Annotated in this window: 22 protein-coding genes; 9 read left to right on the top strand and 13 right to left on the bottom strand. The window is 71.8% G+C overall.

Going from position 1 to position 15,188, the window contains the following annotated elements; all coding sequences use genetic code 11:
- Positions 1–24 precede the first annotated feature (24 nt).
- From P2T62_RS20360 to P2T62_RS20345, 4 genes are all read right to left on the bottom strand, one after another.
- Positions 25–858, bottom strand: coding sequence for an ABC transporter permease subunit (locus P2T62_RS20360; RefSeq protein ID WP_276258850.1), 834 nt, complete (start codon positions 856–858; stop codon positions 25–27).
- Positions 855–1,802, bottom strand: coding sequence for an ABC transporter ATP-binding protein (locus P2T62_RS20355; RefSeq protein ID WP_276258849.1), 948 nt, complete (start codon positions 1,800–1,802; stop codon positions 855–857). Before P2T62_RS20355 ends, P2T62_RS20360 begins: the two co-directional genes overlap by 4 nt.
- 151 nt (positions 1,803–1,953) lie before the next feature.
- On the bottom strand, positions 1,954–2,862 hold the full coding sequence (locus P2T62_RS20350; protein WP_276258848.1) for an alpha/beta fold hydrolase: 909 nt from the start codon (positions 2,860–2,862) through the stop codon (positions 1,954–1,956).
- Positions 2,863–2,946: 84 nt separating this feature from the next.
- Positions 2,947–3,597, bottom strand: a complete 651-nt coding sequence (locus P2T62_RS20345; RefSeq protein WP_276258847.1) for a helix-turn-helix domain-containing protein — start codon at positions 3,595–3,597, stop codon at positions 2,947–2,949.
- 120 nt (positions 3,598–3,717) lie between these two features.
- On the opposite strand from P2T62_RS20345, the gene P2T62_RS20340 reads away from it, so the two are divergent.
- A complete protein-coding gene (locus tag P2T62_RS20340; protein ID WP_276258846.1) occupies positions 3,718–3,960 on the top strand; it encodes a hypothetical protein in 243 nt (80 codons plus the stop codon).
- A 37-nt stretch (positions 3,961–3,997) separates the two neighbouring features.
- On the opposite strand, the gene P2T62_RS20335 is transcribed toward P2T62_RS20340, so the two are convergent.
- Positions 3,998–4,711 (bottom strand): SCP2 sterol-binding domain-containing protein, encoded by a 714-nt coding sequence (locus tag P2T62_RS20335; protein WP_276258845.1) that lies wholly within the window; start codon positions 4,709–4,711, stop codon positions 3,998–4,000.
- Positions 4,712–5,195: 484 nt separating this feature from the next.
- Here P2T62_RS20335 and P2T62_RS20330 point away from each other — a divergent pair, with 484 nt between their 5' ends.
- Positions 5,196–6,173: a GIDE domain-containing protein gene (locus P2T62_RS20330; protein ID WP_276258844.1), complete on the top strand. Its 978-nt coding sequence runs from the start codon at positions 5,196–5,198 to the stop codon at positions 6,171–6,173.
- 104 nt (positions 6,174–6,277) lie between these two features.
- Here the strand turns inward: P2T62_RS20330 and P2T62_RS20325 are convergent, their stop codons facing one another.
- Complete coding sequence (locus P2T62_RS20325) at positions 6,278–6,658, bottom strand: hypothetical protein (RefSeq protein WP_276258843.1); 381 nt, start codon at positions 6,656–6,658, stop codon at positions 6,278–6,280.
- Positions 6,659–6,707: 49 nt separating this feature from the next.
- Positions 6,708–7,001 carry a hypothetical protein gene (locus P2T62_RS20320; protein WP_276258842.1) on the bottom strand — a complete coding sequence of 98 codons (294 nt, stop codon included), beginning with the start codon at positions 6,999–7,001 and terminating at the stop codon, positions 6,708–6,710.
- A gap of 126 nt (positions 7,002–7,127) precedes the next feature.
- Between P2T62_RS20320 and rpl18a the strand changes: the two genes are divergently transcribed.
- The 4 genes from rpl18a to P2T62_RS20300 are packed head-to-tail and all read left to right on the top strand — an operon-like array spanning position 7,128 to position 9,453.
- On the top strand, positions 7,128–7,304 hold the full coding sequence (gene rpl18a / locus P2T62_RS20315) for a 50S ribosomal protein L18Ae (protein WP_276258841.1): 177 nt from the start codon (positions 7,128–7,130) through the stop codon (positions 7,302–7,304).
- Positions 7,301–7,774: a prefoldin subunit alpha gene (gene pfdA, locus P2T62_RS20310; RefSeq protein ID WP_276258840.1), complete on the top strand. Its 474-nt coding sequence runs from the start codon at positions 7,301–7,303 to the stop codon at positions 7,772–7,774. The genes rpl18a and pfdA overlap by 4 nt, the downstream gene beginning before the upstream one ends.
- A 4-nt stretch (positions 7,775–7,778) precedes the next feature.
- The gene (ftsY, locus tag P2T62_RS20305; RefSeq protein WP_276258839.1) at positions 7,779–9,035 is read left to right on the top strand and encodes a signal recognition particle-docking protein FtsY; all 1,257 of its coding nucleotides are present in this window, start codon (positions 7,779–7,781) and stop codon (positions 9,033–9,035) included.
- Positions 9,036–9,075: 40 nt separating this feature from the next.
- A complete protein-coding gene (locus P2T62_RS20300) occupies positions 9,076–9,453 on the top strand; it encodes a hypothetical protein (protein WP_276258838.1) in 378 nt (125 codons plus the stop codon).
- A 10-nt stretch (positions 9,454–9,463) separates the two neighbouring features.
- Here P2T62_RS20300 and P2T62_RS20295 read toward each other — a convergent pair whose 3' ends face one another.
- The 3 genes from P2T62_RS20295 to P2T62_RS20285 all read right to left on the bottom strand — a co-directional run bounded on the left by P2T62_RS20295 (position 9,464) and on the right by P2T62_RS20285 (position 11,812).
- Entirely contained in the window at positions 9,464–10,468 is a 1,005-nt protein-coding gene (locus tag P2T62_RS20295; RefSeq protein ID WP_276258837.1) for a histone deacetylase family protein, read from the bottom strand.
- The gene (locus P2T62_RS20290; RefSeq protein WP_276258836.1) at positions 10,468–10,923 is read right to left on the bottom strand and encodes a histone-like protein; all 456 of its coding nucleotides are present in this window, start codon (positions 10,921–10,923) and stop codon (positions 10,468–10,470) included. The genes P2T62_RS20295 and P2T62_RS20290 overlap by 1 nt, the downstream gene beginning before the upstream one ends.
- Before the next feature lie 97 nt (positions 10,924–11,020).
- Entirely contained in the window at positions 11,021–11,812 is a 792-nt protein-coding gene (locus tag P2T62_RS20285) for an HpcH/HpaI aldolase family protein (protein ID WP_276258835.1), read from the bottom strand.
- A gap of 132 nt (positions 11,813–11,944) precedes the next feature.
- On the opposite strand from P2T62_RS20285, the gene P2T62_RS20280 reads away from it, so the two are divergent.
- Complete coding sequence (locus tag P2T62_RS20280) at positions 11,945–12,328, top strand: hypothetical protein (RefSeq protein ID WP_276258834.1); 384 nt, start codon at positions 11,945–11,947, stop codon at positions 12,326–12,328.
- Between the two features lie 28 nt (positions 12,329–12,356).
- Here P2T62_RS20280 and P2T62_RS20275 read toward each other — a convergent pair whose 3' ends face one another.
- Positions 12,357–13,337, bottom strand: a complete 981-nt coding sequence (locus P2T62_RS20275) for a hypothetical protein (RefSeq protein ID WP_276258833.1) — start codon at positions 13,335–13,337, stop codon at positions 12,357–12,359.
- 205 nt (positions 13,338–13,542) lie between these two features.
- Here P2T62_RS20275 and P2T62_RS20270 point away from each other — a divergent pair, with 205 nt between their 5' ends.
- Positions 13,543–14,166 carry a riboflavin synthase gene (locus tag P2T62_RS20270; RefSeq protein WP_276258832.1) on the top strand — a complete coding sequence of 208 codons (624 nt, stop codon included), beginning with the start codon at positions 13,543–13,545 and terminating at the stop codon, positions 14,164–14,166.
- Positions 14,167–14,286: 120 nt separating this feature from the next.
- On the opposite strand, the gene P2T62_RS20265 is transcribed toward P2T62_RS20270, so the two are convergent.
- A complete protein-coding gene (locus P2T62_RS20265) occupies positions 14,287–14,496 on the bottom strand; it encodes a hypothetical protein (protein ID WP_276258831.1) in 210 nt (69 codons plus the stop codon).
- A gap of 262 nt (positions 14,497–14,758) precedes the next feature.
- Here P2T62_RS20265 and P2T62_RS20260 point away from each other — a divergent pair, with 262 nt between their 5' ends.
- Positions 14,759–14,947: a DUF7317 family protein gene (locus P2T62_RS20260; RefSeq protein WP_276258830.1), complete on the top strand. Its 189-nt coding sequence runs from the start codon at positions 14,759–14,761 to the stop codon at positions 14,945–14,947.
- Positions 14,948–15,010: 63 nt separating this feature from the next.
- On the opposite strand, the gene P2T62_RS20255 is transcribed toward P2T62_RS20260, so the two are convergent.
- Positions 15,011–15,130 (bottom strand): rubrerythrin-like domain-containing protein, encoded by a 120-nt coding sequence (locus tag P2T62_RS20255; RefSeq protein ID WP_276258829.1) that lies wholly within the window; start codon positions 15,128–15,130, stop codon positions 15,011–15,013.
- Positions 15,131–15,188 lie beyond the last annotated feature (58 nt).

Below are 15,188 nucleotides of genomic sequence, written 5' to 3'. Positions count from 1 at the left end.
CCGGGATCCCGCGCCGTGTCCCGGTCAGAGGTCGGCCCGCTCGAACCGTCGGTAGCCCAGCGCGAGCGGGACGAGCGTCCAGGCCGCGAGCAGGCCCAGCAGGGCCCAGGGCTCCAGGTAGAGCGGAAGCGAGCCGCCGACCCGCGCTGCCAGCCCGGGAACCGTGGGGTCGCCGGCAGCCAGCGCCGTCATCACGAGGGCGTTGTACGCCCCGGGCGGGCTGAGCGCCTGCAGGCCGAGGAACCAGCCGGGGACCGCGCCACTCGGGATCGTTCCGTAGACGAGGAAGTGCAGCCCCTGCGGGAGGATATCCCACAGGAGGACGAGCACGAGGTAGACGCCGATGGAGACGGTCATGGCGCGGGCGCGGGTCGCCGTGGCGGCGGAGATGCCGACGGCGATGCCGACGAAGGTCACGCCGAGCGCGACCGTCAGCAGGGTGATGGCGGCGAACGCCGCGAGCGGAAGCGTTCCGTAGGCCAGCGCCGTCCCGACGCCGGCGACGGCGAAGCCGAGCACCAGTCCGAGCCCGACCACGCCGCCGCGGCCGAGGAACTTGCCCAGCAGCACCTCGCCCCGCGACGGCGGCAGGCCGAGCAGCACCTTCACGCTCCCCGACTCGCGCTCGCCGGCGATGGCGAGGTACGCGGCGACGAGCGACATGATGGGAACGAGCATCGCGGCGAACTGGGCCGCCGCCCCGAGGCCCGTCAGCGGGTTCGGCTCGACGCCCGGGATGAACCGTGTCGCCAGCGTGATGACACCGGTCAGGATGCCGATGATGGCGACGATGCCCCAGAGGATGCGTGCCCGGAAGGCATCGGTGAACTCCTTGCGCGCGACGACGGCCCAGGTCATCGGGCCACCCCCTGTGTGGGCGTCCCGGTCGTCGCGCCGTCGCTCCCGGTGTAGGCCGCGAACAGGTCCTCCAGCGAGGACTCGCTGGTCTGGATGTCGAGGATGGCGGCGTCGGCGGCCTGCAGGCACTCGATGACCGCGATCTTCGCCTCCGGTTCCTCGCAGGTCGCCCGCACCGTCCGTCCGTCGACGGTGACGGTCGTGACACCCGCGAGGCCGTCCAGCGAGAGCGCCGCGGGCACCGCGTCGACCGTGAGCGCGATGGTCGAGCCGGTGCCGAGCGACTCGCGGAGGCCGGCGATGGTGTCGACGGCGACGAGCCGCCCGCGGTTGAGGATGCCGACGCGGTCACAGACCGCCTCGACCTGGCTGAGGATGTGACTGGAGAAGAAGACCGTCCCGCCGCGCTCGGCGTGCTCGCGGGCGATGGCGCGCACCTCGCGGACGCCGTTCGGGTCGAGGCCGCTGGAGGGTTCGTCCAGCACCAGCAGGTCCGGGTCGCCCACGAGCGCGATGGCCAGCGCGAGCCGCTGGGTCATCCCCTTCGAGTAGCCGCCGACCCGGCGCCCGGCCGCCTCGCGTTCGAGCCCCACGCGGTCGAGTAGCTCGTCCGGGTCGTCGTCGACCCCCTTCAGGTCGATGGCGAACTCGATGTGCTTGCGGCCCGAGAGCCGGTCGTAGAGGCCGTAGCCGTCCGGGAGGATGCCGACCCGGCGGTGGATCGCCTTCGTCTCCGCCTGGGCGTCGTACCCCAGGACGGTCGCGGTGCCGCTGGTCGGGCGGACGTAGTCCAGCAGCATGTCGATGGTCGTCGACTTGCCGGCGCCGTTCGGCCCGAGGAAGCCGAACACCTCGCCCTCCTCGACGGTCAGGTCCAGGCCGTCGACCGCGAGGACGGACTCGCCGTAGCGCTTCGTCAGGTCGTTCGTCTCGATGGCCGTCATCGGCTCACCGCCCGTGCCGGTCCGGAGGCGTCGAGCGCCCCGCTGTGTGTCGTGAATCGCGTCATCGGGGGGTCACGACTCGGGATTCACGGCGACTCCTCTTAACGTCGAAGCGTGGTTCCAGCGAAGAGAGAACCACGCCAGGGTGGTCTCACTCCTCGCGTTCGGCCGCTGCGAGCGCTCCCAGGACGTGCTCGCGGAGCCGCTCGGTGGCGAGTGCCCCGGTGACGTGGCCCGTCTCCAGCACCGCGAGCGGCAGTCCCGCGTAGCCGTCGCGCTGGCGGTCGAACTCGACGATGCGGTCGTAGCGGCCGAGCAGCGGGTCGCAGTCCGCGGCCTCGACGGCGGTGAACGCGGCCTCGAAGTCGAGTCGGTCGCGGAGGTGGGCCGCCCGCTCGAGCGCGGCCGTCGCGGTGAGGTGCCGGTAGGCCGAGGAGACGAACAGTTCACCGGGCGCGGCGCCGGCCAGCAGCGGCGCGTAGCGGTCGGCGCTCCCGTGACACGCCCGGTGGAGGTTGACCGTCCAGCCGCCGAGGCTGATGCCCGAGACGACGACGGGCCCCTCGGTCACCTCGCTGGCCCGGTCGACGAGCGCGTCCACGAGGCCGGTCGAGGCCGCCAGCATCCCGACGAAGTTCTCCAGGTCGCCCATCTCCCGGAGGTACTCCCGGTTCGACCCCTCGTGGAACGGGGCGCGGACGGCGATCAGGTTCGCCGGCACGTCGGCGCCCACGAACAGCCGGCGGAAGGAGTTGCTGCCGAACCGGCCGAAGTCGAACGGGCGCTCCCCGCTCCCGTGGAGGTAGACCAGCGTCGGGTGGTCGGGTCCGTGCCACTGCCAGGGCAGGTAGGCGGCCGCGAACGTCCCGGCGGGGGTGTCGACGTCCACCGTCTCGACGCCCGCGTGGCGGAGGTCGCCCACGCCGTCGGCCACGGTGGCCGCCGCTGCCGCCCCGTGGAGCGACGGCCCCTCGAGCGACCGCGAGAAGTAGCGCGCGTCACCCGCGACCAGGGCCGCGAGCCGGACGCTCGCGACGTCGAGTAGTTCGTGGTGGTTCATCGCTCGCCGTTCGCGTCCCGCCGGGATAGTAGGCCGGGGGTCGTGGCGCTCGCCCGCCGTCCTGCGCTCGCTCGGTTCCCGCTCTCAGGCATCGAGCGCGCCGATGATGCGCGCCTCGATCTTCTGCAGGTGTTCGGCGACGGTTCCGGTCGCGATGTCCAGTCGGTCGGCGATGTCCCGGTGGGTCGCCTCCCGGGGGACCCGGTAGTAGCCCAGGTCGCGGGCGGCGGCGAGGACCTCGCACTGGCGCTCGGTCAGGAGCGCGGCGAGGTCGCCGCGCTCCTCCAGATACGGGCCGATGCGCTCGACACTGAACTCGATGCCCTCGTGCACGTCCGCCAGTGCCGCCTGCAGCACCTCGTTGGTCTCGCCGACCACGTCGACCCGGTAGCGGCCGTCGGGCGTCGCCTCGACGGGGAAGTCGAAGAACACCTCGTGCTCGTGCGGGAGGCCGAGGAACGCCGCGACGGCCGGCGGCGGGCGGCTGTGGACGTAGACGAGGCCGCCCCGCTCGTCCTCGCCGGAGATGCTGAACCCGAGAACGTCGGGGTCTGCCTCCAGGATGGCCCGGATCCGGTCGAGGTCCCCCCGGATGCGGCCGAGCAGGACGATGCTCCCGTCATCGAGGACGTTGAAGTTGTGGACGCGCTCGGGGTAGACGTCCGTCCCGTCCTCGAACAGTCGGTTCGGCGGGGCTCCCTCCGGCGGCGTGACGGTGACGGTTATCGCTCGCATGTGGGTTCCTTCGGATGGCTCGGTCGGGTCGAGGTGGGTCCCGCCCCGGCGCCGGCCAGGTATGAACTACCGAGGGTGCTAGGCAGTTATGCATTCCGCCGGGGCCCCCTACCGCTGTCCGTGAGCCGGAGCCAACACGTCGATTCGACCGATTCCGTCCCGGGAGCCGACCCCGGTGAGGCACTCGAGACGCTGGTGTGGTCGGGGAGCCGGAACCGCTGTCACATCCCTCACGACGGCGGGACGCGCTGTGGGATCGAGGGTGACCTCCGGCGGAAGGGTGTCGAGACGGTGCCGCCGGCGCACCGGGAGTGGTGCCGGCGGTGCCTGGCGTGCTGGACGGCGGCCGAGGCACCGGAGTAGCGGCCCGTTACGACGGCCACGCGGCCGTCACCGACGCCTACAGTAACGAGAGGTCGCGGAGCGTCCGCGTCACCTGCCGCTCTGCCGTCCGCTGGACCGCGACGCCCGGCCGCGTGGCGGCGTCGACGACATCCCGCGTGACCGACGGTCCCGGCTCGGCGAACAGGTGCGTGGTCCCGACGTCGGCCGCCACCTCGCCGAGGAGGCCGAGCATCGAGGAATACCGCAGCAACCGGACCTGGTTCCCCTGCACGGTCAGGTCGCCCGTCATGAGCGCCGAGACCGCCGGGCGGCCGTCGAGGATGCCCTGCCAGGTCGTGAGCGAGCCGTGGATGACGAAGCCGGCGTCGCGGGCGTCCGGGTCCGTCAGGGTCTCGACCGCGGTGACGCTGCCCTCGCGCAGGCCGACGTGCGCGTGGATGGCGCCGTCGTGGACGTTCTCCTCGATCTGCCGGAGCAGGTCCTGGACGACGTCGGGGAGCGACGGGCGGACGTGCTCGTCGAAGCGGTCGGGCGCGTCGGCGAGCGTGACCTCCCCCACGCCCGCCCGGACGTGCTCGGGGAGGTCCGCGAGGACCCGGGGCGGTAGTTCGTCGAGCGTCGTCTCCGCCAGCGGCACGTCGTCGATGACCAGCCGGATGTCGCCGTCGAAGCCGACGCCCCAGCCGACCGAGACGTCGTCGAGTGCGTCGCTCTCGTCGAGGAGGCGGCCGTACTCGGCCAGCCACTGTTCGGTGGGGAAGAGTGTCATACGCTGTGGGCTCCGGCCGCACGGGGTCGACCCATGCGAACTCGTCCCGGTCGAGGCCGGTGACGTGGTTGAGATGCCTGCCGCCATGCTGCGGTCCTTTATATACTGGGGTCGCTCGACTCCGCAGCGCTCTGAGTCGAGTGCGGACGGGTCGGTTCCGAGGCGCGGCCCCCGCCGCCAGTGATAAGCACCCGCACACCTGCGGGGTGAGAGCCAGGCTGCTGGCGCTGCCACTCCCGCCTGCCTCCGGCCTTCCGTCCGGGGGCGACCGCCGGCCCCGGTGCTCGGGCGCTCGTGTCACGCCCGAATGTCGACCATCACAGGCGGCTCCGGCCGCCCGACGGCGCCATCGGACCACTGCTGTCGCGACGCCGGGGCCGGACCGTCACGGGAGCGGGCACCCGATGCTTCCGGTGGAGAGCATGGCTCCGGGCGTCGGTGGTCGTCCGTGCGTTTTTGCGTCCGCCACCCGTCGTCAGTCGGCGTGAACGAGAACGCCGTTCTCGTACTGTACGCGGCCTTCGCCACCATCGCGCTCCTCTTCGTTCTCGGTGCTCTGGCGACGCCCACCGACCACGACTGGCTCCGGAGCCGGACCGGGGTCCCTCGGGGGGTCGTGGGGGCCATCGTCGTGGGGCTGCTGGTCCTCGTCGGTGCGCTGGGCACCGTGGGGCGGTTCCCCCGGACGGAGGCCGGACTGGAGTCGGCCCTGCCGCCCGCGATGCTGGTCGCCGTCGGTCTGTTCGGACTCGCGGCCGGCGTCGCCAACGCTCGGACGTGGGTCGGGTTCCACCGGCGGGGCGACACACCCACGGGCGACGTGGGTCCCGGTCCCGTCGCCGTGACGGGCACGGTCGAGCACGACGACCCGCCCGGGGCCCCGTTCTTCGGCAGCCCGGCGGTCGCGTGGGAGTGGTCGGTGGAGGCGAAGAACCGCCACGGGACGGACGACGACGGCCGGCGGGCGTGGAGCCGGGCCCGTACCGGGCGGGGCGGCGTTCCGTTCCGGCTGGACGACGGGAGCGGGCCGCTCGTCGTCGACCCGGCCGAGGCGCGGCTCGATCTCTCCGGGACGACGACCGAGGAGCGCGACCCGGACGACCCGCCCGGGCGCGCCGCCACGGCCGCGGACCTCGACATGGGCGGCGAGCGCTTCCGCTTCATCGAACGCCGGCTCGCGCCCGGCGAGACGGTCACCGTCCTCGGGACCGCCCGCGAGCCCGTCACCCACGACTACGGCGACCGGGCCGGCGCGGCCGACGACCTCGCCGCCGAGGTCGGGGCGGCCGCCGTCCTGACGGACGCCGCCGACCGGTCGTTCGTGGTCAGTGACCGCTCGCGGGCCGGGAGCCTCCGCCGCTACCGGGAGCGCGCGCTCCTCGGTGCCCTCGTCGGCACGGGCGCGACGGCGTTCGGCCTACACTGGCTGCTCGGGCTGTTCGGCGTCGGACTCCCCGCCTGACCCCGCGACGGCGGTTCGAGTGCTCGGGACCGTCCGGTACGGCTCCGGAGCCCTCCCGAGCCGTCCGGAGTGGAAACGGCACCGTTTCGGGTCGAGATGGCCGCTCATCCCACGGGGAGCCGTGCGAGGAGTGCGCGGCCGAGGTAACCGGCGCCGGCCCAGACCGTCCCGACGATGAGCGCACCGCCGGCCCGCCCGGCGCCACGTCCGAGGGGGCTGCTCGGGTCCGTGGCGGCCGCCGCGACGAGGAGACCCGCGAGGAGGAGCAGCAGCGAGCCGGTCACCATCGTCCGGTCGGCGCCCCGGGAGCCGCCGACCACGGCCCCGACCTGCCCAACGACGCCGCCGACCAGGAGCGCCTGCCCCGTGGCGGTCTCGTCCGGCGGGACGAACACCAGTCCCGCCGCGAGGACCAGTGTCGCCAGCGCGAACCCCGGGATGGCCCATGACCGCCCGTCCGGCGCCTCCCGGAGGGTCGATACCACACCCGGGCGGTCGCCGGGGCCATGGATAATGCCTCTGTCCGATGCCGGGTCACCGCCCCCGGACGTGGTCGCTGGTCCGGGTCTCGATGCGGAGCTTGTCGGTCGTGCGTATCCACGCGATGTAGTCCTGCAGGCGGTCGGCCTCGCGCAACGCCGCGACGGTGTCGAACGACTCGCGCAGCTCCTCGTTCGTGAACAGCGCGTGGACCTGGTCGTGACAGGGCCGACAGAGCGTCGCCGTCGGGCTCGTCTTCCGCTCCTCCGGCCGGAGGTGGTGGGTCTGGATGGCCTGTGGGTCCCGGACGCCCTGGATGCGCCGGCGGCAGAGTTCACAGGTCGGCACGGCCGCCGGTAGGGGCGCGGTGAGCAAGAGTCGTACGCCCGGGCTCCGGTCCCGGGCCGTCGGCCGGCGCGCCGGCACGTTTCGAGAGTCGGAAGGACTTTCCCGCTCGCACGCCCGGTTCCGTACATGAGCGAGTACACGGTCAGCGGGCGCTTCCAGGCCCGCGACGGCTGGCAGGAGTTCGAGACGAACGTGGAGGCACCCAACGAGGACGTCGCCCGCGAGCGGACGTACGCCAACGTCGGCTCCCGGCACGGCAAGAGGCGCACGCAGGTCGAGCTCGAGGAGGTGCGTGCCGCATGAGCCTCGGTGGTGGCGGCGGCGGTGGCATGGACCAGCTGCAACAGCAGCTCCAGGCGCTCGAACAGGAGAAGGAGGCCGTCAAGGAGGAGATCCAGGGCGTCCAGGCCGACAAGACCGACATCGACGAGGCCATCGACGCGCTGGAGGAGCTCGAGAGCGGCGACACCGTGCAGGTGCCGCTGGGCGGCGACGCGTACGTCAGCGCGGAGCTGGGCAGCATCGACGAGATCGTCGTCTCCATCGGCGGCGGCTTCGCGGCCGAGCGCGACGAGGACGGCGCCATCGACACGCTGGAGAGCAAGAAGGACGTGCTCGACCAGCGCATCGCCGAGCTGGAGGCCGAGATCGACGAGATCGAGGAGCAGACCGAACAGGTCGAGCAGAAGGCCCAGCAGGCCCAGCAGCAGCAGATGCAGCAGATGATGCAGCAGCAACAGCAGATGCAGGGCGAGGGCGACGAGGACGAGTGACGCGATGTTCGACGGTCTGAAGGAGAAACTCGGGAAGTTCCGCGACGACGCCGCCGAGGAGGCCGTCGAGGTCGAGGAGACCGACGAGGAGCCGGCCGACGAGGCCGCCCCCGACGACACTCCCGAGTCCGCCGAGTCGGACGCGGAGTCCGCCCCCGAGCAAGCGGTCGAGTCGGAGGCGGACGCAGACGCAGAGCCCGCCCCGGACGAGCCCGCGGCCGAGGAGGCCACCCCCGAAGCGGGAGCCGACTCGGAATCGGCGCCCGCCCGGGAGGGTGAAGCCGAGCCCGAACGCGAGAGCAACGTCCCCGATGCGCTCTCGCGCCGGACCGAGGAGGTGACCGCCGGCTCCGCCGAGGAGACCGGTGGCGAGAGCCTCTTCGGCTCCGTGAAGCGTGCGGCCACCGGGAAGGCGCTCATCAAGCGCGAGGAGCTCCAGCGACCCCTCGAGGAGCTGGAGATGGCGCTCATCCAGGGCGACGTCGAGATGAGCGTCGCGCAGGCCATCACCGACCGCATCGAGGAGAAACTGGTCGGGCAGACCCGCGCCCAGGTCCAGACCGGCGAGATCGTCGTCCAGCGCGCCATCGGTGACGCGCTCCGGGACGTCATCAGCGTCGGTCAGTTCGACTTCGACCAGCGCATCGCCGAGGCCGACAAGCCGGTCACCATCATCTTCACCGGCGTCAACGGCGTCGGCAAGACGACGACCATCGCCAAGCTCGCCCGGCGCTTCCAGAACCAGGGCCTCACGCCCGTCATCGCGAACGGCGACACCTACCGCGCCGGCGCGAACGAGCAGATCGAGGAGCACGCCGAGGCGCTGGACGCGAAGATCATCACCCACCAGCAGGGTGGGGACCCGGCCGCCGTCATCTACGACGCCGTCGAGTACGCCGAGGCCAACGACGCCGACGTGGTGCTGGGCGATACGGCCGGTCGCCTGCACACCTCGAACGACCTGATGGCCCAGCTGGAGAAGATCGACCGCGTCGTCGACCCGGACATGACCATCTTCGTCGACGAGGCCGTCGCGGGCCAGGACGCCACCCAGCGCGCCAAGCAGTTCAACGATGCCGCCGAGATCGACGGCGTCGTGCTGACGAAGGCCGACGCTGACTCCCAGGGCGGTGCGGCCGTCTCCATCGCGCACGTCACGGGCAAGCCCATCCTCTTCCTCGGCGTGGGCCAGGGGTACGAGGACCTCGAACGGTTCGACCCGGACGTCATCGTCGACCGCATCGTCGGCGGGGACGACTGACGCCCGGTCCTTTTTCCGGTCGCCCCCGATTCTAGCCCGTATGCCCTCCACCATCAGCAGACTCCGGAACTGGCTCACCGACCAGCAGCAGGTCGCCACGCTCGTCGCCGTTCTCGTCGCGCTCGCCGCGGGGTACGCCTTCGAGGCGCGGTTCGGCGTGTACGCGGGGAGCTTCCTGCTCCTGATGCTGCTCGGTGTCGGTGTCCCCTCGGCCTACGAGGAGCGTTGGCCCCGCTACGACCACGCCTGGCAGGCGGTGGCGTGGGTGCTCGTGGCCTGCGGTCTCGTCGTCGTCGCGTTCGTCGGGAGTTTCCTCGCCGGGCGAGCGCTGGCGCTCGACTCGTCCCTCGCCAGCGTCGGGGCCTTCCTGGCCGTCAGTCTCGGGGGACTCCTTCTGCTCCGTGGGCGGCGCGAGTGAGGGACCGTCCTCAGAGGTCGTGCTCGGCCCGCACCTCGTCCAGCCGCTCGCGCGCCCGGTCGTTGACCTCGCCGTCGGGTTCGACGGGGTCGCGGCCGTGCATCGTCTCGTGGACCATCGCGATGGAGTCCGCGAGCGCGTCGAGGCTGTAGCCCCCCTCGAGGACGAACGCGAGCGCGGCGTCCACGTCCTCGCACAGGTCGACCATCCGGCGGGTCATCGCGCCGTACCCCTCGGTGGAGACGCGCATCCGGGAGATGGGGTCGTGCTCGTGGGCGTCGAAGCCCGCGCTGACGATGATGAGGTCGGGACCGTACCGCTCCAGCGCGGGGCGGAGCGCCTCGTCGATGGCGGCGCAGTACTCGGCGTCGCCACAGCCACCGCGGTAGGGCACGTTCAGGGTGCTGCCCTCGCCCTCGCCCCGGCCGGGCTCGTCGACGAAGCCGGTTCCCGGGAAGAGGCCGCGCTCGTGGATGGAGGCGTAGAAGACGTCGCCGCGCTCGTAGAACATCTTCTGGGTGCCGTTGCCGTGGTGGACGTCCCAGTCGAAGACGGCGACGCGGTCGCAGCCGTCGCGCTGGAGGGCGTCGGCGGCCGCGACGCCGGCGTTGCCGAGGAAACAGAAGCCCATAGCCTCGTCCGGCTCGGCGTGGTGGCCGGGCGGGCGGCCGATGGCGAATGGGGTGTCGTGGCCCTGCTGGCCGTCGAGCGCGGCGTTGGCGGCCCACACCGAGAGGCCGGCGCTCGCGCGGGCGGCCTCCCAGGTGGCGCCGACGGCGACGGTGTCGGCGTCCCAGGTGCCCCCGCCGTCCGCGCAGAACTGCTCGACCTCGTCGAGGTAGGCGGTGTCGTGGACGCGCTCGAGCGCCTCGCGGGTCGCCAGGTCACCCTCCTCGTACTCGACGCCGTGGAGTCGCGAGAGGCGCCGGCGGATGGCCCGCAGCCGGTCCGACGACTCCGGGTGTCGGGCGCCCGTCTCGTGCCGCAGGCAGGCCTCCCGGTAGCCAAAGCGCATCAGAAGTACTCGGCCAGTCGGAAGTAGACCGCCACGTCCTCACCCTTGATGGTGCGGCGGTCGGCGTGTTCGGCGAGCACGGCCGCGGCGGCCGCCACGCGGTCGGCGTACCGCTCGAGGACGGTGGCGAGCGCGACCCGCGCGTCCATCGCGACCCGGTAGGAGTCGTCGATGTCGAGCCGGGCGATGCGGTCGACCGGCGCGATGGGGAGTTCCAGCCCCTCGGGGTCGCCGTCCGTGGGCACCGGCCCGTCGACGGTGTCGGCGAAGTCCTCGGCCATCAGGGTCTTGCGCCCGTCCGCGGTGGCACGTTCGGCGGCGTGAACCGCCAGCGCGGCCCCGCGGTCCTGGATCCGGCGCGCGAGCTCCTCGGCGGCCTCGGCGCTCACGCGGAGGTCGCCCGCGTTCCGCCGGATGACGCTGTCGACGGGGGCGAACGGTAGCTCCACACTCATACCGCGTATCCGGGCCGTTCGCCACTTCAACCCGTCGGTCGGCGGGGTGTCGACGAACCGCTCCGGTTCGAACGCTGCGCCGCCGCCGGTACGGGGGTCACGACCCGCGGTCGCCGTCGTACGCGTCCAGCCAGTCGGAGACCGCCGTCCGGAGCGCGCCCGTCGTGCTCCCGAGGTTGAGCAGATCGTAGCCGTTCGCCGCCTTCCGGTTCACGTCATCCATCCCGAAGCCGAGGCCGCCGACGGGCACCCCGGCGTCGACGGCTGCCGCGCGGACGGTCTCGACCGCGGCCTGCACGTCCGGGTGGTCGAGTTCGCCGGGGTGTCCCAGCGATACCGACAGGTCCAGCGGGCCGACGAAGACGAAGCCCAGCTCCGGCACGTCGAGGATGTCGTCGATCGCGTCGATGGCGGCCCGGGTCTCGACGGTCGCCCCGACGAGCGTCTCGCGGTCCTCCGCGGCGACGTAGTCGTCGGCCAGGCCCCAGCGCCGGGCCCGTGGCGCCGCCAGCCCCCGATCGCCGGGACCGTCCTCGTAGCGGAACCGGGCTGCCCGCACCGCCGCGCGGACGGGTTCGGGACCGTCGACCCGCGGCAGGAACACGTTCCGGACGCCCGCATCCAGTGCCTTCCGTATCTCGGCGGGCGACCCGGTCGGCAGGCGTACCAGCAGTTCCGTCCCGGTCCGTTCGGCCGCCCGGAGTAGCCCATCCAGGGCGGGTCCGTCGGCGGGCGAGGGGCCGCCGTGTTCCAGGTCGATCCACACGAAGTCGAGGCCGAGGTCGCCGTAGAACTCCACCAGGGTCGGGCTGTACGTGTTGTCGAGGACACCGAGCGACACCTCGCCGTCGGCGATGCGTGCGCGGAGTCCGTTCGTTCGTGTCTGCATACTGCCCCATCGCGGCCGCGGCGTATAGCTGCCGGGCCCGGCTGCGGGTCGTCGGATGCGGCCGGGCTATCGCGCCCGGCCTCCCGGGTCGATGCCGGGACTGTTATCGGCTCCCCCCTCCTCGAAACCACCGTGTTCCCCGTACTCCAGTCCGAACTCCCGTTCGCACTGGTCGCCGGCGGCGGCGTCCTCGTGCTCGTCCTGCTGTTGCTCGGCCGGGCCGTGCTCGGCGGCGACGACAAGTACGACGACCCCGAGGCCCAGGCCGCCCACGAGGCCGCACAGGCCCGCGACGAGGGCGAGGCCGCGCCGGTCGGCTCCGAGCAGACGGCGGTCGTCACCGAGACCAACGAGACCAGCCAGGGCCGCGAGGCCGTCGTGAAGGTGAACGGGCTGGTCGTCTTCGTCGACCAGAACGTCCCCGACACGGTCGAGACCGGCGACACCATCCGGCTGAAGGTCACCTCCCACAGCGAGAACGCGGCCCACGCGATGTTCGTCACGAAGGTGGACTGACGAGCGGGGAGCGCCGCGTCCCGTCGGGCTACGCGTCCGTTCCGCCGGTGAACCGGAGCCGGTAGTCGAAGTACGTCCCGTCGTACAGCACCATCCGGCGCCCGCGCTCGATGCCGGCGTCCTTCTCGATGTTCCCGTCGAGGTAGGCCCGCTCGTGGAGCGCGACGAGCACCTCGCGGAACCCGTCGGAGTAGGGATGTGGCTCGCTGTACCCATCGGTCTCGGCCTCGCGGAGCACGTCGCGGGCCGCCTGCGAGCGGTCCTCGCGCGAGAACCGCGCGTCGACGAACTTCGCGCGGAGGATGGCCTCCAGCCGCTCGGGCGACTCGGCGACCGGCTCGGCGGTCGCCCGGTAGACCGGTTCGTGGAACCGCTCGCGGGTCACCTCGACGGCGTACACCGTCTCGCGGTGGGTGACGTGGTCCGGGCCGTCCGACCCGAGCAGCTCGCTCGCCGCGATGGCGTCCGTGTCGCGGTAGACGTAGCCGCCGCGCTGGACCAGCCCCTGCGGGGCACCCCCCTCGTTCCCCCGGGCGCGGGCGGCGAAGTAGGCGACGCGAACGGCCCGCCGGTCGGCATCCGGGAGTGCCTCCATCGCGATGCCGTCGGGGGCGTCCTCGGCGTCTGCGTCCGCGACCGTCGAGAGGCGGAGCACCGGCCGCGTCACGGCCACCTCGTCGACGACGACGGCGCCGAGGCGGTAGTAGGTCCCCTCGTGTTCGACGTACTTCGGGTCCTCCGCGGTGGAGTAGAAGGGGCGGCGGTACTGGGTGGTGTAGGCCTCGCCGTTCACGGCCGCCGCGAAGGCGTCCTCGTCGTCGGGCGACCGGGTCTCCGCGAGGTCGACGACGAACGACTCGTGGAGGGGGCCGTCCTCCCGGGAGAGGTGGAGTTCCAGTTCGCGCTCGGTGCCCTCGCTACCGAGGGCGTCGGTACAGCCGGCCGTGACGGCGGCCCCCGCGGCGAGCGTCGCCGTCAGGAACCGCCGTCGGGAGGGCGTGGCGTCCATGCTGTCGCTCTACGCGCCGCCACAAAGGGCGTTTCCGTGACTCAAACAGCGATTTGGCCGAGTCCCCGTGACACACGCCCCGGGCCAGGGCGGCGGTGGTCGCCGGGGCATGGGGTCGGTCCCGGCTCGGCGGTCCCTGGGTCGGCCGTTCTCGCCCCGGCACGTGACCCGGAGGCCTTTCGACACCACCGTCCCAAGCCCGGGTATGTTCACCGGCATCGTCGCGGAGACCGGCGAGATTCTCGACCGGACGGAGACCGACGAGGGGCTGCGCCTGCGCGTCGCGGCGTCGTTCGCGGCCGACCTCGAACACGGCGAATCCATCGCCGTCTCCGGGGCCTGCCTCACCGTCGAGGCCCACGACGACGAGTCGTTCGAGCTGTTCTGCTCGGAGGAGACCATCGAGCGGACCTACCTCGGGTCGCTCGAGGCGGGCGACGTCGTCAACCTCGAGCGGGCGCTCCCTGCCGACGGTCGCTTCGACGGCCACTTCGTCCAGGGTCACGTCGACGGGACCGGCCGGGTGACGGGCATCGAACAACTGGGGGATGACTGGACGTTCTCGTTCTCGCTGCCGCGCCCGCTCGCGAGGTACGTCGTCGAGAAGGGTTCCATCGCCGTCGACGGCATCTCGCTGACGGTCGCCCGCCTCGAGAAACCCGACACGGGCTACGAGGGCGGCGCCGAGGGTGAGTTCGACGTGGCGGTCATCCCCGCGACCTACGACCTGACGAACCTGCGCGAGAAGTCCGTCGGGGACCCGGTCCACCTGGAGGTCGACGTGGTCGCGAAGTACGTCGAGTCGCTGACCGAGGGATACCTGGAATAGGGGTTGAATAATTTCTGAAATGTTCTATCTATCGCCGAGAAGCGAATGTAGTCGGAATATCGGACTCTTGCGGCAATAACTCTCCTCCCCGTGGCCCCGGCGAGTGGTGTGGGCCGGTTCCTACACCGACTTCTCGCTGATGCCGATGGAGAGGACGCCGATGACGACGGTGATGACGCCGACGGTTCCGAGGACGATCTGGAGTGCCCGGGACCCGACGCCGGCGAAGGTGAGCAGGGCGAGGATGAGGACGCCCGCCACGAGCAGCACCGCGCCGCCGCCGACTTTCTCCTTCTCGCCCAGTGCGTCGAACCGCTCGGTCATGCTCATGCGAGTTCGTTCGGTCCGCTCCCTATTTGACGCCCGCGCTTCGGAACGGACCGAACCTGCCGAGGGCGCCCCGCTCTCGACCCCTCCGACCACCCACCGCTCGCTGGCGAACCACATCGATCTCCTCGTGTTGTGCATCTTTGTCAATCTATGGCGGGGAGAGGATGACGTTTGTCTTGCAGAATCGAATCTGTATGTTCGAATATGGTCTTATACTCCGAAGAAGTTATCACTGTGGGCGTATTCGCCCGAGTCGTAACAGATGCGCGCAGATGCACTTCGGACGGCTGTGACGCTGTACGAGACCGGAACGGTGGACATCGCGGGGGCGGCTCGCTCGGTGGGCGTCTCGCCCGCGCGGATGCGCCGCTGTCTGCGCGCCAACGGCGTGTCGGTGGGGACGGGGGATGAGTCACACCCGGCGAGCGAGCCGGCCGCCCGGGCCAGGTAGGGCACCATCACGGTCGGCCGACGCGTCGGCATCGTCTCGTGGCCCCGTCGTGGGGCCGGCGTCTCACTCTCGACGGACGGCCAGGTTCATCAACTGGCCACCGCAGCCGGTACAGCGCCCGGGGTAGCCCCGGGCCATCGCCCGCGCGCCGCACTGGATGCACTCGTACACTCGAACGGACATATGTATGTGAATGACTCACAAGGACATAACCGTTGCGCGCGCGGTGTCCTCCCCCTGT

The sequence above is a fragment of the Haloglomus litoreum genome (assembly GCF_029338515.1).
Classification (GTDB): domain Archaea; phylum Halobacteriota; class Halobacteria; order Halobacteriales; family Haloarculaceae; genus Haloglomus; species Haloglomus litoreum.
The sequence above is the reverse complement of the archived record's forward strand: the minus strand, read 5'-3'. Positions and strand labels throughout refer to the sequence as shown.

Excerpts from the sequence above, each read along its gene's own strand:
- P2T62_RS20335 (WP_276258845.1), bottom strand. The coding sequence starts at position 4,711 with ATGACACTCTTCCCCACCGAACAGTGGCTGGCCGAGTACGGCCGCCTC.
- P2T62_RS20260 (WP_276258830.1), top strand. The coding sequence starts at position 14,759 with ATGCGCGCAGATGCACTTCGGACGGCTGTGACGCTGTACGAGACCGGA.
- P2T62_RS20265 (WP_276258831.1), bottom strand. The coding sequence starts at position 14,496 with ATGAGCATGACCGAGCGGTTCGACGCACTGGGCGAGAAGGAGAAAGTC.
- P2T62_RS20290 (WP_276258836.1), bottom strand. The coding sequence starts at position 10,923 with ATGAGTGTGGAGCTACCGTTCGCCCCCGTCGACAGCGTCATCCGGCGG.
- ftsY (WP_276258839.1), top strand. The coding sequence starts at position 7,779 with ATGTTCGACGGTCTGAAGGAGAAACTCGGGAAGTTCCGCGACGACGCC.
- P2T62_RS20270 (WP_276258832.1), top strand. The coding sequence starts at position 13,543 with ATGTTCACCGGCATCGTCGCGGAGACCGGCGAGATTCTCGACCGGACG.
- P2T62_RS20275 (WP_276258833.1), bottom strand. The coding sequence starts at position 13,337 with ATGGACGCCACGCCCTCCCGACGGCGGTTCCTGACGGCGACGCTCGCC.
- P2T62_RS20350 (WP_276258848.1), bottom strand. The coding sequence starts at position 2,862 with ATGAACCACCACGAACTACTCGACGTCGCGAGCGTCCGGCTCGCGGCC.
- P2T62_RS20360 (WP_276258850.1), bottom strand. The coding sequence starts at position 858 with ATGACCTGGGCCGTCGTCGCGCGCAAGGAGTTCACCGATGCCTTCCGG.
- P2T62_RS20355 (WP_276258849.1), bottom strand. The coding sequence starts at position 1,802 with ATGACGGCCATCGAGACGAACGACCTGACGAAGCGCTACGGCGAGTCC.
- P2T62_RS20300 (WP_276258838.1), top strand. The coding sequence starts at position 9,076 with ATGCCCTCCACCATCAGCAGACTCCGGAACTGGCTCACCGACCAGCAG.
- P2T62_RS20295 (WP_276258837.1), bottom strand. The coding sequence starts at position 10,468 with ATGCGCTTTGGCTACCGGGAGGCCTGCCTGCGGCACGAGACGGGCGCC.
- P2T62_RS20255 (WP_276258829.1), bottom strand. The coding sequence starts at position 15,130 with ATGTCCGTTCGAGTGTACGAGTGCATCCAGTGCGGCGCGCGGGCGATG.
- P2T62_RS20285 (WP_276258835.1), bottom strand. The coding sequence starts at position 11,812 with ATGCAGACACGAACGAACGGACTCCGCGCACGCATCGCCGACGGCGAG.
- P2T62_RS20345 (WP_276258847.1), bottom strand. The coding sequence starts at position 3,597 with ATGCGAGCGATAACCGTCACCGTCACGCCGCCGGAGGGAGCCCCGCCG.
- pfdA (WP_276258840.1), top strand. The coding sequence starts at position 7,301 with ATGAGCCTCGGTGGTGGCGGCGGCGGTGGCATGGACCAGCTGCAACAG.
- rpl18a (WP_276258841.1), top strand. The coding sequence starts at position 7,128 with ATGAGCGAGTACACGGTCAGCGGGCGCTTCCAGGCCCGCGACGGCTGG.